We start from the raw sequence: 13,561 nt of genomic DNA on the forward strand, positions 1-13,561 counted from the left end.
AGAGAATGAATTTATTATTGCTCTATACGCAATAGTCAGAAATAATGTTTTTGGGAGGGTTACTGAAAATTCCCTTTACAAAAACAACTTCTGACTTCCTTAAAAATTATGGCATGGCTACCAGGAAAAAAACTTTACGGAAATCGCTACATTATTCAAAAAGAATTAGGCAAAGGTGGCTATAGTATCACTTATATTGCTAAAACCAACAAAGGCGAGCTAGTAGTTATTAAAACTCTGAAAGACGAGATATTTAAAGACAAAAATCTCACAAATTTCCTAGAAAAATATCAGCAAGACTTTCGAGATGAAGCTTTGCGACTTGCTCTTTGTCAACATCCAAATATTGTGCAGATAAAAAATGTTTTTACTGAAGAAAAACATCCCTGCATTGTCATGGAATATGTAGCAGGAGAAAACTTAGAAAAATTAGTCCGACGAAAAGGGAAATTATCAGAAAGTGAGGCATTAATTTACATTCAGCAAATAGGAGAAGCTTTAACAGTAATTCATGCCAAAGGTTTATTACATCGGGATGTTAAACCCCAGAATATTATTGTCCGTAATATTAACAATAACCCCCAAGCAGTTTTGATTGATTTTGGCATTGCCCGTGAATTTATTCCAGACGTTACTTTGACTCAGACTATAGCAGGTTCAAATGGCTTTTCTCCCATCGAACAATATGCAGAAAAGGCAAAGCGAGGAGAATTTACTGATGTTTATTCTTTAGCAGCAACTCTTTATTATTTAGTAACTTCTGAAGTTCCCATTCCGGCACCCGCACGAGCAGCAAGAATAGCTCTTAATCCACCACAACAATTTAATCTGAAAATTAGTCTTGACTTTCAAGAAACCATTCTTAAAGGTATGGCATTTCATCCGGAAGAGCGTCCCCAGTCAGTGGTGGAATGGTTATCATCTTTTACAGAGGTTAAAAGTCAGAAGTCGAAAGTTAAAAATAAGATTTTATTGACTGAAAATCTTGAGAATACAATAATTTCCCAAGATTATTTCCTATCTGAAAGTTTGGTTAACTCTTTAAAGGAAACACAAATTGATTATAGGCAACTAGAAAATTTTCTTGCTTCCCAAAAATGGCAAGAAGCAGATGCAGAAACCAGAGAAATAATGCTGAAAATTTTAGGTCGAGAAACCAGACAATGGGGAACAAAAGCAGAAATAAAAAAATTTCCCTGCACAGAGTTAAGTATTATCGATCGACTTTGGATTAAATATAGTAATGGTAGGTTTGGTTTCAGCGTTCAAAAAGGAATTTGGCAGAGTATTGGCGGTAAACCTGATGCTGACCAGAATATTTATATGAGGTTTGTTGAACAGGTAGGATGGCGAGTAAATGAAAACTCGTTATCTTGGTTTGATTTGAATTTTAATATTCATGCACCAGTCGGACATTTGCCCTGTGGAGTAGGGCGAGGAATGGTAGATTTTGGTTTTGCTTTTTTATCTCGGATAGAAACTTGCGGACTTGAGGAACCGAAAAATATTTCTCCTAATATTACTGGCAAAAAAGAAATAGACTACTCTCCTCTGAGAAATTTTTTAGCTGAAGGAAAATGGCAAGAAGCAGATAAGGAGACTGTTGCTTTAATGTTGAAAGTAGCAGGTAAAAATCAAGATGAAAAGTTGACTATTTTAGATATGGAAAGTTTTCCATGTTCAGAGCTAGAGAAAATTAATCAACTTTGGGTAGATTATTCTCAAGGAAGTTTTGGTTTTAGCGTCCAAAAATCTATATATTTTGATGTAGTAAAAAATATTGAGAAGAGGTTCGGCAAAAATCGTAAATATTACAAAATGATTTGGCAAAATTTTAGCGATGTTGTGGGATGGGAAGTACAAGGTCAGGCAAAATATTATAGCGAACTAGATTTTAGTTTAAATGCACCTATTGGTCATTTACCTGTTTCATGGTGTGTGAAATTTAAGGTGGAAAATTTTGGAGTAGGAGTCTGGCGAGAAACTTTTTTTAATCGTATTAATAATTGCCTACTTCATTCAGAAAAATTCCATCTTGAGCAGGTCAATAAAAATTCAATAAAAAATAGAATTAAAATTATCCAAGGTGATATTGCTCGACAGGAAGTTGATGCTCTTGTGAATTCTACAGACCGCGATCTTTCTGCTGGTTCAATGGTATCTAATTCTATTCATAAAATGGCTGGAATAGAACTTAAAGAAGCTTGTCGAAAATTGATTACTTGTGAATATGGAGAAGCGAAAATTACCAGTGGTTATAATTTATCTGCTAAGTGGATTATTCACACAGTTGCAGCTAGATGGCAAGGTGGAAATTTAGGAGATAAGAATACATTGATGAAATGTTATCAAAATAGTTTAGCTTTAGCAGAAAAATATGCCATTAAAACAATTGCCTTCCCTACTATTGCTACTGGTGCTTTACATTTTCCGGTGGAAGTAGCAGCAAGAATAGCTATAACTGAAGTGATGAAAATTTTATTAGAAAGTCAATCTATTGAAAAGGTGATTATTGTTTGCTTCAAGATTGAGGTTTATGAAAAATACTTAGAAGTTTTCCGTGAAATAATAGAGTAGAGAGTGGGGTAGTAGAGGAGTAGGGGAGTAGGAGAGTGAGGGATAAATAAACATAAGAATAATTATTGCTCTGCTGATTAAACATCAAACTTTTACATATAAATATTTTAGCCTTTTTCGAGATTTTAAAAAGAGCTAAATTTTCAGTTTTACTAGCTGTAAAAAATTAGCATTTTGAGCAGAAAATATTATATATATTCACACTTTACAAATTCTGTTTTTTTCAGCAAATCCTAAGTAGAGTATTGTTTTTTTACACTTGTTATAAAGTTACTTTACCTGCTAAAATAATTTCATCAAAGTTATGGATATTTTGTCAAATAAAAATGAGTAGAATACTAGCATTTATCTATGGTGTAGTTTGTTATTTAATATCATTGATAGCTTTTCTATACAGTATTGGCTTTATTGGCAATTTAATAGTACCAAAAACACTAGATTCCAATTCGGATGATTCTCTGATTAAGGGGTTATTAATTGATATTTTACTAATGGGTGTGTTTGCTATTCAACATAGTCTCATGGCACGTCAAAGTTTCAAGAAATGGTGGACAAAAATAATTCCAGAACCTATAGAACGTAGCACTTATATTTTAATGTCAGGTCTGGCATTATTACTGTTATTTTGGCAATGGCATTCTCTCGGTGGAATTATTTGGAATATACAAAACCCAATAATTTATAACATTATTTATGGCATCTTTGCCTTAGGATGGTTAATTGTTTTCCTCAGCACATTTATGATTAACCATTTTGATTTATTTGGTTTGCGACAAGTATATTTATATTTGCGTGGTCAGGAATATGAATATTTAGGATTTAGAACTCCAGGATTTTATAAATATATTCGCCATCCAATTATGTTGGGTTTTGTTATTGCTTTTTGGGCAACTCCATTAATGACAGTTTCTCATCTAGTTTTTGCTGTAGGTACAACTATTTATATGTTAGTAGGTATTAAATTAGAAGAGGAAGATATGATTTCTATTTATGGAAATTTATATCAGGAATATAGGCAGCAAGTTTCCATGTTAATTCCTGTGCCAAGGATAAAATAGAATTCAGAATTTGGAATTAGTAAATTTACGTTTAATTCTAAATTCTACATTTTAAATTCTAAATTCCATGCAATATATTGATATTTACCATGAACAAAAAGAAGAATAAACCTTGGGATGAAAACTGGGAAATTACTAAAACAATTGGTAGTGGCGGGCAGGGTAAAACTTTTTTAGTAAAACCTACAAAAGATAAAAAAGACGTGTTTCTGCACAATCAATATGTTCTCAAAAAACTTATTAAGCAAAATGATAATGAAAGACGTGGAAGGATGTACAGAGAAGTTGCTGCTTTAAAGACACTAAATCATTCAGGGATACCAAAAATAGTTGATTCAAATTCGGAGCTTTTTGATTCAGATACTTATCTTTATATGGTAACTGAATTTGTGCCTGGTACAACTTTGTTTGAAGCGATAAAAGAGAAAATAATGAGCATACAAGATGCTGTTAATTTTGTAATTAAACTATTGGATATAGTTGAGTATTGTCATAAAATTGGAATAGTACATAGAGATATTAAACTTGACAATATTATGGTTAAAAATAATGATATAAACAATCCAGTGTTAATAGATTTTGGGATTTCATTCAATAAAGTTGATGATTATGACACTAGCTTAACACTCACAGGGCAACAACTAGGAAATAGATTTCTCTCACTTCCAAAACTTTTAGAAAAAAGTAGTTTGCAACGAGACTTTAGGTCAAATATAACGCAAATTTGTGGAATTTTTTTTTTATTATTACGGGAAAAAAAACTACTACCTTTTTATACTATGACGGAAAAAAACACATCAAAGAGAATAAATTAAACAGATTTTATTGGTTTTATCTGAATCTATAAATAACCAAGATAAATATAATTTTTGATAGAGTTTTTGATGTAATAATTGATTATCGCTGGCAGTCTATTCCTGCACTTAAAGCAGCTTTGATAGATATTATATAATCAGAAAATTCAGAAAGAGAATAAAAATGAAACTGTTTTAGAGAAAATAAGAAATTAGCTATCAGCTTCTACCTCTCATTCTGAACAGAGAGAATTATTTCACACATTAGTAAAACAAACTGTAAAACAAATTCCTGATGTAGTGAAAAATTTAGTTAAAGAACTAAGTTCTGACTTTGAAATAATGACTTCAGGAGCTTATGGTACAAGTTATTATAGGCTAATAACTTGGGAAAATTTCAAATTCTCTACACTACATCTTATGAGTGTAGAATTTAATAAGCTTGTAACGAAACGTTTTATGCCTAGCTTTGAAGCTTATATAACAGGAAACGAGTTGATATTTGTGTCAAAATTCAAAGAAAAAGAAATTGAGTTACTAAGAACTTCTGTCAGTGATGAACCAGATTTTACTGGCTTTACCGAGCGGCTAAAAAAGTTTTATTATGAGGGTGTAGAGAGTATACTTCCTTAAATTTATGAATCAACCACAACTAACTATCAACAACAGTAACGAAAATTTGTGTGAAATAATCCACCAACGCATTTCTGAATCTCCAAAAAAACAGATTACTTTTGCCGAATATATGGATTTAGTTTTATACCATCCCCAATATGGTTATTATGCAAGTCATCCTGTAAATATTGGCAAACAAGGAGACTTTTTAACCTCTCCTCATTGGGGTAGTGACTTTGGAGAATTATTAGCAGAACAATTTCTGCAAATGTGGCATCTTTTTCAAAGACCTAATAATTTTACTCTGGTAGAAATGGGTGCTGGTAAAGGAATTTTAGCCGAGCAAATTTTAGGTTATCTCCAACAAACACATTTAGATTTTTTCCAAAATATTGAATATCTGATTATTGAAAAGTCTGAAGTTTTAAAAGTGGAACAAAAACAAAGGTTACAGTCATATCAAGTGAGGTGGAGTGACTGGGATGAAATTCCTCATAATTCCATTACAGGATGTTTCTTTTCCAATGAGTTAGTAGATGCTTTTCCAGTGCATAAATTTATCATAGAAAATCAGGAAATTCGAGAAATTTATGTCACCTCTGACTCGGAGGGAAAATTTGTAGAAATAACTAATAAAATTTCTACTCCTGAAATTGCTGAATATTTTAAATTAGTCGATATAGATTTACTCTCATTTGCTGATGTTGAAGGTTATCAAAGTGAAGTAAACTTACAAGCTTTAGATTGGATAAAAATTCTTAGTGATAAATTGCTGAAAGGTTATGTATTAACTATTGATTATGGTTATCAAGCAGTACGTTATTATAATCCCGTTAGAAGAGAAGGAACTCTACAATGTTATTATCAACATCACCGAAATAATGACCCTTATTGGAATATTGGGCGACAAGATATTACCGCTCATGTTGATTTTACTGCTTTGGAAAAACAGGGTCATTTGTGTGGATTAGAAAATATTGGTTTTACTCAACAAGGTTTATTTTTAATGGCGTTAGGTTTGGGAGATAGATTAAATGAACTATCAAATAATCAAGGGTTTTCTATTGAGGAAGTTTTCCGACGTAGGGAGATATTACATTCATTAATAGATCCAATGGGGTTAGGGAATTTTGGAGTATTAGTGCAAAGTAAAGGTTTAACTGAAGAGGAAAAAAAGGAAACTTTGAAAGGTTTAAGTATGCCTCCAATGAGATAAATTTAAGAAGTTAAATATCCTCAAGAGGTATTTACGGCCAAATCTTCCTTAAAGCTTCTATAGACATTCCTGTTTCTTGCTCTCCATTGCCTTCTATATTACTAACTACACGGTTTCTTATATCCAAATTATTCAAAGTCTAAGTAATAAAATAATTAACAGGCTAGATACCAGGCAGGCAAAAGTTGTCCTGATAGAATTCCATAGGAGCCAACGTGCTTCAAAGTCCATACGAGCCGCTTTTTGTGCAGTTTCATCCAGATCATCAACATTCAGCGTTTGCAGTTTGTTATTCAAAGGTACGTTAATTGTGAAAGTTGGCAATTGAACAACTAAAAGGTAAACAAGTACCGCTAAGATTATCAGCAGACGCTCCACTCCCTCCAATTGCCCGATGCCAAGCACAGATGAGGCCACTAGAGCCACAATTGAACCAACCCAGACTAATACAAAAATTGGCTGATTATTCTGAATAATGCCATCCATTACCTGAAAAGCTCGGATAAACTCCCGATCGCTTAAAGTCTTGATCCCAGGCATAACTACTACAGCAAAAGCCAACACGAAACCTGCTACCAGGGAACACAGCAATGTAGCCAAGAGCAATGTAATCTTAAAGACTCCTTCTATTGATTCTATTGACATGGGAAAACCTCATCTTAACACTTTACTTATGAAAAAGAAAAAAACACTTTGAATAATTAGATTTAGTATTAATTTTATTCCTCTTAATTCGCCTAATATATTATAGGTATGTCTGTTTAATCCTTCAAAAATCCCCATACCGACTAATAATGTAAAATCTCCATCATTATTCACAATTATAGCGATATCTTATTGATACTGTTTTACTGTAATTCCTGAAGATCTTTAAAATCACCTCTTGCTTTTATCCTTTTCAATATTTCAATTGTTCGAGGTTGAATTTTTTGATGTTTATTATTGTCGGGAATTTTATCGACATTTTTAAGTGCTTCACCAGCAGTTATATGGGGATATTTCCGACCAATACCATATTCTGGTGCAGGATGAATAAAATTAAAACCTGTATCCATTCTAATACCAAATAAAATAACTCTTTCCCTAAACTGAGGTACTCCATGATCAGCAAAATTATATAGTTTAGGTTTGACTAAATAACCTGGAGATATACTTTCAAAATCTGATATTATTCGTTGAATTGCTTGATGTTTATTAGCACTTAATAAACCTTTGACGTTTTCTGCTATGAATGCCTTTGGTTGTTTCCGTTTAACAAATTCTAAAAAATAGGTATATAAATTGCCTCTAGTACCTTCTAAACCTGGACGCTTCCAAATCATTGAAAATTCCTGACAAGGGAAACCTCCTGTAATTAAATCTGCTTCAGGTACTTCACTAATATCTATATTCTCAATTGGATTATACTCAACAATGTCACCAATATTTCTATTATAAAGTTTGACAAGCATATAAATTAGAATCAATTGCCCAAACCAACTTAAATCCTGCATAGTGAAATGGTAAATCCATTCTTCCACAACCAGAAAATAAAGATATTATTTTTGGTGCTTGATTCCAATGAATATTTTCTAAACGTTCAATCAACATTTTATTCAAAAATAATATGACTAATGTATTCAACAAATTAAATTATAGTATAACTTATTGATAGCCAATTTTTTGTATCTGCAAAATATCAACAAAATATACTAGCTTTTGCAATGATAAACATTTATAGACAAAAATTCAAATTTAAGATATATTAATAAAGTTAAGAAAAAAAACGATAAAATACTAAAATCACAAAAATACCCACCAAATCATATTTTGGAAAGGAGATTAATCAATGAAAACTACTGAAGAAATAGGGCAAAAACACAGCCGTCACCGAGGACTCACAAAGACTGAGGTTGAGGCAAGTCGGCAAAAATATGGTTCTAATTTATTAACACCACCCAAGCGATCGCCATGGTGGAAATTATGGTTAGAAAAATTTGATGATCCAGTAATTAGGATTCTAATTATTGCTGCAGTTATTGCCATTACAGTGGGAATTTTTGAAGGGAATTATGTAGAAGGTTTAGGTATTATTGCTGCTATCTTGCTAGCTACAACTGTTGCTTTTTTGAATGAATATAAAGCTAGCAAAGAATTCGATATTCTTAATCAAGTAAATGATGAAATTCCCATCACAGTAATTCGGGATAAGAACGTGACAACTATTCCGAAAAAAGACTTAGTAGTAGGGGATTTTGTACTAATAGAAACAGGAGAAGAAATACCAGCAGATGGTCAAGTAATAGAAGCAGTTTCTCTACAAGTAAACGAAGCAAGTTTAACGGGAGAAGCGATACCTGTTACCAAAACAGCGGAGACAAATTTATCCTCTAATAACCATACTAACTACGCTTATCCTCCTAACCAAGTTTTGCGCGATACTATAGTCAATGATGGACATGGAATCATCGAAATCACAGCAGTTGGGGATGAGACAGAAATTGGTAAAACTGCTAGATGTGTTCTAGATATTACAGATGTAGAAACGCCTCTAAATATCCAACTCGAACGTCTTAGTAATTTGATTGGCATCCTCGGTTTAGGGATAGCAGTCTTAATTGATATCGCCTTAATCGCCAGAGGTATCCTCACAAGAGAACTCACTCTCACCTTAGGACAATGGTATATTATTAGTATCCTAGGCATTGGTTTAGCGATCGCCCTAACTAGAGTCTGGTTGCCAATAATCATAGATGGATTAGAATCAATAGGCAAAGAAATAGAAGTACCCGAATGGTTAGAAGATGATAGTGCCATCGCTTGGTTAAAAAATTTTCTGACTGCCCTGGCAATATCTGGCATCGGTATCGGAGTCGGTTATTATTTACAATGGGTTCCCAGCGCTCCCTCTGATTGGATAAGTACAGATATCGCCCTCAAGTTCCTCACATATTTTATGATTGCAGTTGCAGTCATCGTTGTTGCCGTACCCGAAGGATTAGCTCTAAGTGTCACCCTGAGTCTCGCCTACAGTATGCAAAAGATGACTAAACAGAATAATCTAGTTCGTCGGATGCACGCTTGCGAAACTGTCGGTGCTACAACGGTGATTTGTTCTGATAAAACAGGTACTTTAACTGAAAACAAAATGCAGGTGAGTGATGTACATTTTCCCAGTTTTAATTCTGGCACTCTCAATGATGACAATATTATAGTAGAAGCTATCTGTGCCAATAGTACAGCTAACTTAGAACACAGAAAAGGGGAAGAATCTATTCCTCTCGGAGATCATACAGAAGCAGCTTTGCTATTGTGGTTAGAAGAAAACAAAATTGACTACATTGACAAACGGGAAGATTTTGATATTATCAATCAGTTAACTTTTTCCTCAGATAGAAAGTACATGGCAACTCTCGGAGTTTCCCCCACCACAGGGGAAAAAATACTCCATATTAAAGGTGCGCCAGAACTAATGCTCGCAAGTTGCAATCAAATCCTAACCTCGGAAGGAGTTAAACCGTTTGCAGATTCTCAAAGAGTATCCATCGCAGCAGAGTTAAATAAGTATGAAAATATTGGCAGACGAACTTTAGGATTTGCTTATATTAAAGATCCTCAAGATTATCAACAAGGAAATGAACTGGAACAATATCATGATTTGGTTTTGCTCGGTTTTGTCGCGATCGCCGATCCAGTGCGAGAAGAGGTCCCGCCAGCAGTAGAAATCTGTCAAAAAGCTGGTGTGAAAGTGAAAATGATTACTGGAGATAGTCGTTTGACAGCAATGGAAGTTGCCCGTGAAATTGGTATTATGACTGAGGATGATACTAATGATTTGTGTATCCTTGGTACGAAACTCCGTGAGTTGGATGATGAAGCAGCTTTAGCAATGCTGCAAAAAGTGAAAGTCATTGCTAGAGCGCGTCCCCAGGATAAGCAACGTATTGTACAACTGTTACAAGCAAGTGGTGAAGTTGTGGCAGTTACGGGTGATGGCACCAACGATGCGCCTGCATTAAATCAAGCGCAGGTAGGTTTGTCCATGGGAAGTGGTACTTCGGTTGCCAAGGAAGCAAGCGATATTATCATTTTAAATGATTCTTTTGGCAGTATTGAAAATGCAGTAATGTGGGGGCGATCGCTTTACCAAAATATTCAAAAGTTTATCCTGTTTCAGTTAACAATAAATGTTGCTGCTTGTGGGATAGCTTTATTGGGTCCATTTATTGGAATTAATTTGCCATTTACTGTGATTCAACTATTGTGGGTAAATTTGATTATGGATACTTTTGCTGCATTAGCTTTAGCAACTGAACCACCCAATCAAAAAGTCATGGAGAAAGCACCGAGAAATCCCGAAGAGTTTATTATTTCACAACCAATGACGGTGAGTATTTTCTCAGTAGCGTCAATATTTTTAGTGTTTTTTGTCGGTTTCTTGCTATATATTCAGCAAGACAATGTAGTAACGCCTTACGAACTATCTCTATTTTTCTCCACATTTGTGATGTTGCAATTTTGGAATATGTTTAACGCCAAATGTTTTGGTTTAAAAGAATCTGCATTTTCTAGCATTAGTAAAAATGGCAGTTTTGTAGCCATCGCTGCATTAATTTTTGTCGGACAAATTGTGATGGTGCAATATGGAGGAAGTGTGTTTAGAACAGTTCCTTTATCTTTAAGAGATTGGTTAATAATTATTGGCGGTACTTCTGTTGTATTGTGGGTAGGAGAAATTTGGAGAATGATTCAAATGCGGTTTAAAGCTTCTTAAAAAGTTGTAGTGGCGCGTCAAGCTTAAAATGGTGGAATAAATTTTTGACTCTTTACTTTGAAAAATCAGCATCCTACCATTTTCCTAAAGTAACATTTAAGGCTTGATATCAAATCCGCTTGCTTCGGAGTAACAAGAAACCTGGTTTGTGGGATGTCAATGTTAGTATTGTCGGGTATTTGATACAAACCCGGTTTCTCCGCTTTTTTATACAGATACTACCGGATTTGATATGACACAGCAGTAGGGTGGCTTAATATTTGCCTTTCCTCTATTGAAAAAGTAATGGTGGTGCATAGTAATGGTATAGGAAATGTGGGAAAAAAAATATATTCTCACCATTACTATGTACGAGAAGAAAAAAAATTCTAATTAGATAGAACAGACTAATCCTTCAAATCACCATTTTCCAACCCTTGATTTTTCACTCTTTTTGCTAAGGAGAGAAAACCCCAAGCAGATTTTTCTTCAGTTTCATTAGTTGGTGGAGCAAGTACAGTTAAACCATTAGGAATACACTCTACCTCAATAGGAGTAGTACCAATAATTTCACCATCAAGCACAACTTTTTGCGGTGGATCTGTACTGACTTTTACCCGTTTTGTTCGCAAACCAATAGTATCTTCATGTTGAGCAGGAGTTTTAAATATTGCTGATCCAAACATTCTAACTCCAGCGTTAACAGCTTGCAGTCTACTATTGGAGGTAATTATCATTACTTCTAATAAACCATCATTCATAATTACTTCTCCCAAACCTTGAGCTAAAAATGATGTGGGCGGAGCTGCATTAGCAATAGTAATAGTGCCTGCTTGAAAAGTTTTGGTAACTTCGTCAATTTCTATTTCAATATCAAAAAGTTGCTGTTCTTTTAGTTGATCCCAACCTGCCATCATATATGCTAGGACTCCCCAACGATTTTTAGTTTCCCGATCTGCTCTTTCTATGGTTTCTGCTTCATATCCCACCCCCGCTAATAAAATCATGGTACGTTCGTTGCAATGTGCAACATCTATAACGCGAGTTTTGCCTGCCAAGATAACATCGCAAGCACTTCTAATAGGTGTAATACTGGGAATGCCTAATGCCATACAAAAGGCATTAGCTGTTCCCCTGGGAATTATACCGAGAGGGATATCTGTATTCACTAAAGCTCCAGCAACAGCAGAAACTGTACCATCTCCTCCAGAAGCAATAATTATATCTGCTTGTTTAGCGATCGCTAATTCTGTTAATTCTTCTGCTGTTTTGTCTGGGGTTGTTTGATGTATATATAAATGTAGATAAGGTTCGAGAAGTGACTTAATTAATGATAATTCTTGTTGAGCATTACCTTGACCAGATATGGGGTTAAATATTAGATGAGCAACAGTAGTTTGAATAAAACTGTTAATAATAGTTTCGGCAGTGGCAATATTTATGGCAATGGGAACATTATGTACCTGACACAAACGCAATAATAATTGGATATCGGGTTCATAAGATTGAGAGAATAGGTAGTCTACCAAACAAATAACAGCAACTACATTACCCGTAGTTACTTCTACAGCTATTTGAGCATCTCCTCCTAAAGGACCTGCTAATACAGAATTTATTTCTATACCTGTTTCTTGTAAAATATATTGGGCGGTATTTTCTGTCGCTACTAATTGATAGCGAGATAGTACAATTTTATGTTTTTTGACAAATTCAACTAAGTTATCTTTTTTACTGTCATAAGCAAGTAAAGCAATAGTGTTTGCCATAATTTTTGTCCTATAATTAATATACTATTTATCACTTATTTTATCTTGTTTTGAATTACTTTACCTGAACTAGAAAATGCTACAGCTTGGCTTCCTGAAACACCAACCATGACAGCTTCAACTATTGGTTCATTGACTTGTTTTTCTGCTACCCATTCTACTAAAAAATTAGCTCCTGATCCGCCAGTTTTGTCTTTTTGTTCTAAATAAAAATCCCGTGAAACTAAAGGATTTAATTTTAATGGATTTTGCAGATATTGTTTAACCAATTTTCCGTCTGTATCATAATATTTTACCCCAGTAATAATTATAGAATTTTCTAGGTCAGTGTTTCTAATACTTAGAGTTGCTGATAAATTATAAATTCGTTGTTGATTAGCGTAATATACATGAGAATATATCGGAACATAAATAGTCTGTCCTGTAGTTATTTCTAGATTTTCAGTGAGAATAATTTCTGTTTTTTGAGGAGATGGAGAATTAACAGCAATGGCAGTAGTATTATCCTGACTTGCTGGAATTAGTGGTTGTTGAACGATCTGAGCAGAACTACAAGACCAAAGTAATATTATAGCAATTGTGAGAAAAATACACTGCAATATTTGTTTCATTTTTCTTGTCAATATTGGTGAAATAAATCAGTTAAAATTACTGAATAATTAATAATTATTAATTAAATAATTCAGCTTTATTAGCTTTGCCTTGAAAGGGGAAAAAGCGGTCGTTTGCGGAGCATGACCTTAGGATAGGATGGCGAGTTTTCCCGCTCTTGCAGAGCCGCTAACGCTTTTCATGTCGCGCAG

The 13,561-nt window shown here is 34.0% G+C and carries 11 protein-coding genes; 6 read left to right on the forward strand and 5 right to left on the reverse strand.

The features are described 5' to 3' along the window. Positions 1 to 108: 108 nt before the first annotated feature. The 5 genes from ACP6PL_RS10200 (at position 109) to ACP6PL_RS10220 (ending at position 6,260) form a co-directional block, all read left to right on the forward strand. A complete protein-coding gene (locus ACP6PL_RS10200; protein ID WP_426545144.1) occupies positions 109 to 2,577 on the forward strand; it encodes a GUN4 domain-containing protein in 2,469 nt (822 codons plus the stop codon). Positions 2,578 to 2,903: 326 nt separating this feature from the next. Next, entirely contained in the window at positions 2,904 to 3,635 is a 732-nt protein-coding gene (mddA, locus tag ACP6PL_RS10205; RefSeq protein ID WP_426545145.1) for a methanethiol S-methyltransferase, read from the forward strand. Positions 3,636 to 3,724: 89 nt separating this feature from the next. Then, positions 3,725 to 4,450 carry a protein kinase domain-containing protein gene (locus ACP6PL_RS10210; protein WP_426545146.1) on the forward strand — a complete coding sequence of 242 codons (726 nt, stop codon included), beginning with the start codon at positions 3,725 to 3,727 and terminating at the stop codon, positions 4,448 to 4,450. A gap of 279 nt (positions 4,451 to 4,729) precedes the next feature. Continuing rightward, positions 4,730 to 5,062 carry a hypothetical protein gene (locus ACP6PL_RS10215; RefSeq protein ID WP_426545147.1) on the forward strand — a complete coding sequence of 111 codons (333 nt, stop codon included), beginning with the start codon at positions 4,730 to 4,732 and terminating at the stop codon, positions 5,060 to 5,062. Positions 5,063 to 5,066: 4 nt separating this feature from the next. Further along, entirely contained in the window at positions 5,067 to 6,260 is a 1,194-nt protein-coding gene (locus tag ACP6PL_RS10220; protein ID WP_426545148.1) for a class I SAM-dependent methyltransferase, read from the forward strand. A 132-nt stretch (positions 6,261 to 6,392) separates the two neighbouring features. On the opposite strand, the gene ACP6PL_RS10225 is transcribed toward ACP6PL_RS10220, so the two are convergent. The 3 genes from ACP6PL_RS10225 to ACP6PL_RS10235 all read right to left on the reverse strand — a co-directional run bounded on the left by ACP6PL_RS10225 (position 6,393) and on the right by ACP6PL_RS10235 (position 7,850). Beyond that, entirely contained in the window at positions 6,393 to 6,866 is a 474-nt protein-coding gene (locus ACP6PL_RS10225; RefSeq protein WP_426545149.1) for an anthrone oxygenase family protein, read from the reverse strand. A gap of 242 nt (positions 6,867 to 7,108) precedes the next feature. After that, positions 7,109 to 7,711: a DNA cytosine methyltransferase gene (locus ACP6PL_RS10230; RefSeq protein ID WP_426545150.1), complete on the reverse strand. Its 603-nt coding sequence runs from the start codon at positions 7,709 to 7,711 to the stop codon at positions 7,109 to 7,111. After that, on the reverse strand, positions 7,692 to 7,850 hold the full coding sequence (locus tag ACP6PL_RS10235) for a DNA cytosine methyltransferase (RefSeq protein ID WP_426545151.1): 159 nt from the start codon (positions 7,848 to 7,850) through the stop codon (positions 7,692 to 7,694). The genes ACP6PL_RS10230 and ACP6PL_RS10235 overlap by 20 nt, the downstream gene beginning before the upstream one ends. A 238-nt stretch (positions 7,851 to 8,088) precedes the next feature. Between ACP6PL_RS10235 and ACP6PL_RS10240 the strand changes: the two genes are divergently transcribed. Beyond that, positions 8,089 to 11,013 carry a calcium-translocating P-type ATPase, PMCA-type gene (locus ACP6PL_RS10240; RefSeq protein ID WP_426545152.1) on the forward strand — a complete coding sequence of 975 codons (2,925 nt, stop codon included), beginning with the start codon at positions 8,089 to 8,091 and terminating at the stop codon, positions 11,011 to 11,013. Positions 11,014 to 11,399: 386 nt separating this feature from the next. On the opposite strand, the gene mgsA is transcribed toward ACP6PL_RS10240, so the two are convergent. Continuing rightward, the gene (mgsA, locus tag ACP6PL_RS10245; RefSeq protein ID WP_426545153.1) at positions 11,400 to 12,758 is read right to left on the reverse strand and encodes a methylglyoxal synthase; all 1,359 of its coding nucleotides are present in this window, start codon (positions 12,756 to 12,758) and stop codon (positions 11,400 to 11,402) included. A gap of 35 nt (positions 12,759 to 12,793) precedes the next feature. After that, the gene (locus tag ACP6PL_RS10250; protein WP_426545154.1) at positions 12,794 to 13,369 is read right to left on the reverse strand and encodes a DUF3124 domain-containing protein; all 576 of its coding nucleotides are present in this window, start codon (positions 13,367 to 13,369) and stop codon (positions 12,794 to 12,796) included. Between the last annotated feature and the right edge of the window lie 192 nt (positions 13,370 to 13,561).

Source organism: Dapis purpurea BLCC-M126 (genome assembly GCF_050015975.1).
Taxonomy (GTDB): Bacteria; Cyanobacteriota; Cyanobacteriia; order Cyanobacteriales; family Microcoleaceae; genus Trichodesmium.

Bases quoted from the DNA above. Each gene is read 5' to 3' on its own strand.
- ACP6PL_RS10200 (WP_426545144.1), top strand. From the start codon at position 109: ATGGCATGGCTACCAGGAAAAAAACTTTACGGAAATCGCTACATTATT.
- mddA (WP_426545145.1), top strand. From the start codon at position 2,904: ATGAGTAGAATACTAGCATTTATCTATGGTGTAGTTTGTTATTTAATA.
- ACP6PL_RS10210 (WP_426545146.1), top strand. From the start codon at position 3,725: ATGAACAAAAAGAAGAATAAACCTTGGGATGAAAACTGGGAAATTACT.
- ACP6PL_RS10220 (WP_426545148.1), top strand. From the start codon at position 5,067: ATGAATCAACCACAACTAACTATCAACAACAGTAACGAAAATTTGTGT.
- ACP6PL_RS10230 (WP_426545150.1), bottom strand. From the start codon at position 7,711: ATGCTTGTCAAACTTTATAATAGAAATATTGGTGACATTGTTGAGTAT.
- ACP6PL_RS10235 (WP_426545151.1), bottom strand. From the start codon at position 7,850: ATGTTGATTGAACGTTTAGAAAATATTCATTGGAATCAAGCACCAAAA.
- ACP6PL_RS10240 (WP_426545152.1), top strand. From the start codon at position 8,089: ATGAAAACTACTGAAGAAATAGGGCAAAAACACAGCCGTCACCGAGGA.
- mgsA (WP_426545153.1), bottom strand. From the start codon at position 12,758: ATGGCAAACACTATTGCTTTACTTGCTTATGACAGTAAAAAAGATAAC.
- ACP6PL_RS10250 (WP_426545154.1), bottom strand. From the start codon at position 13,369: ATGAAACAAATATTGCAGTGTATTTTTCTCACAATTGCTATAATATTA.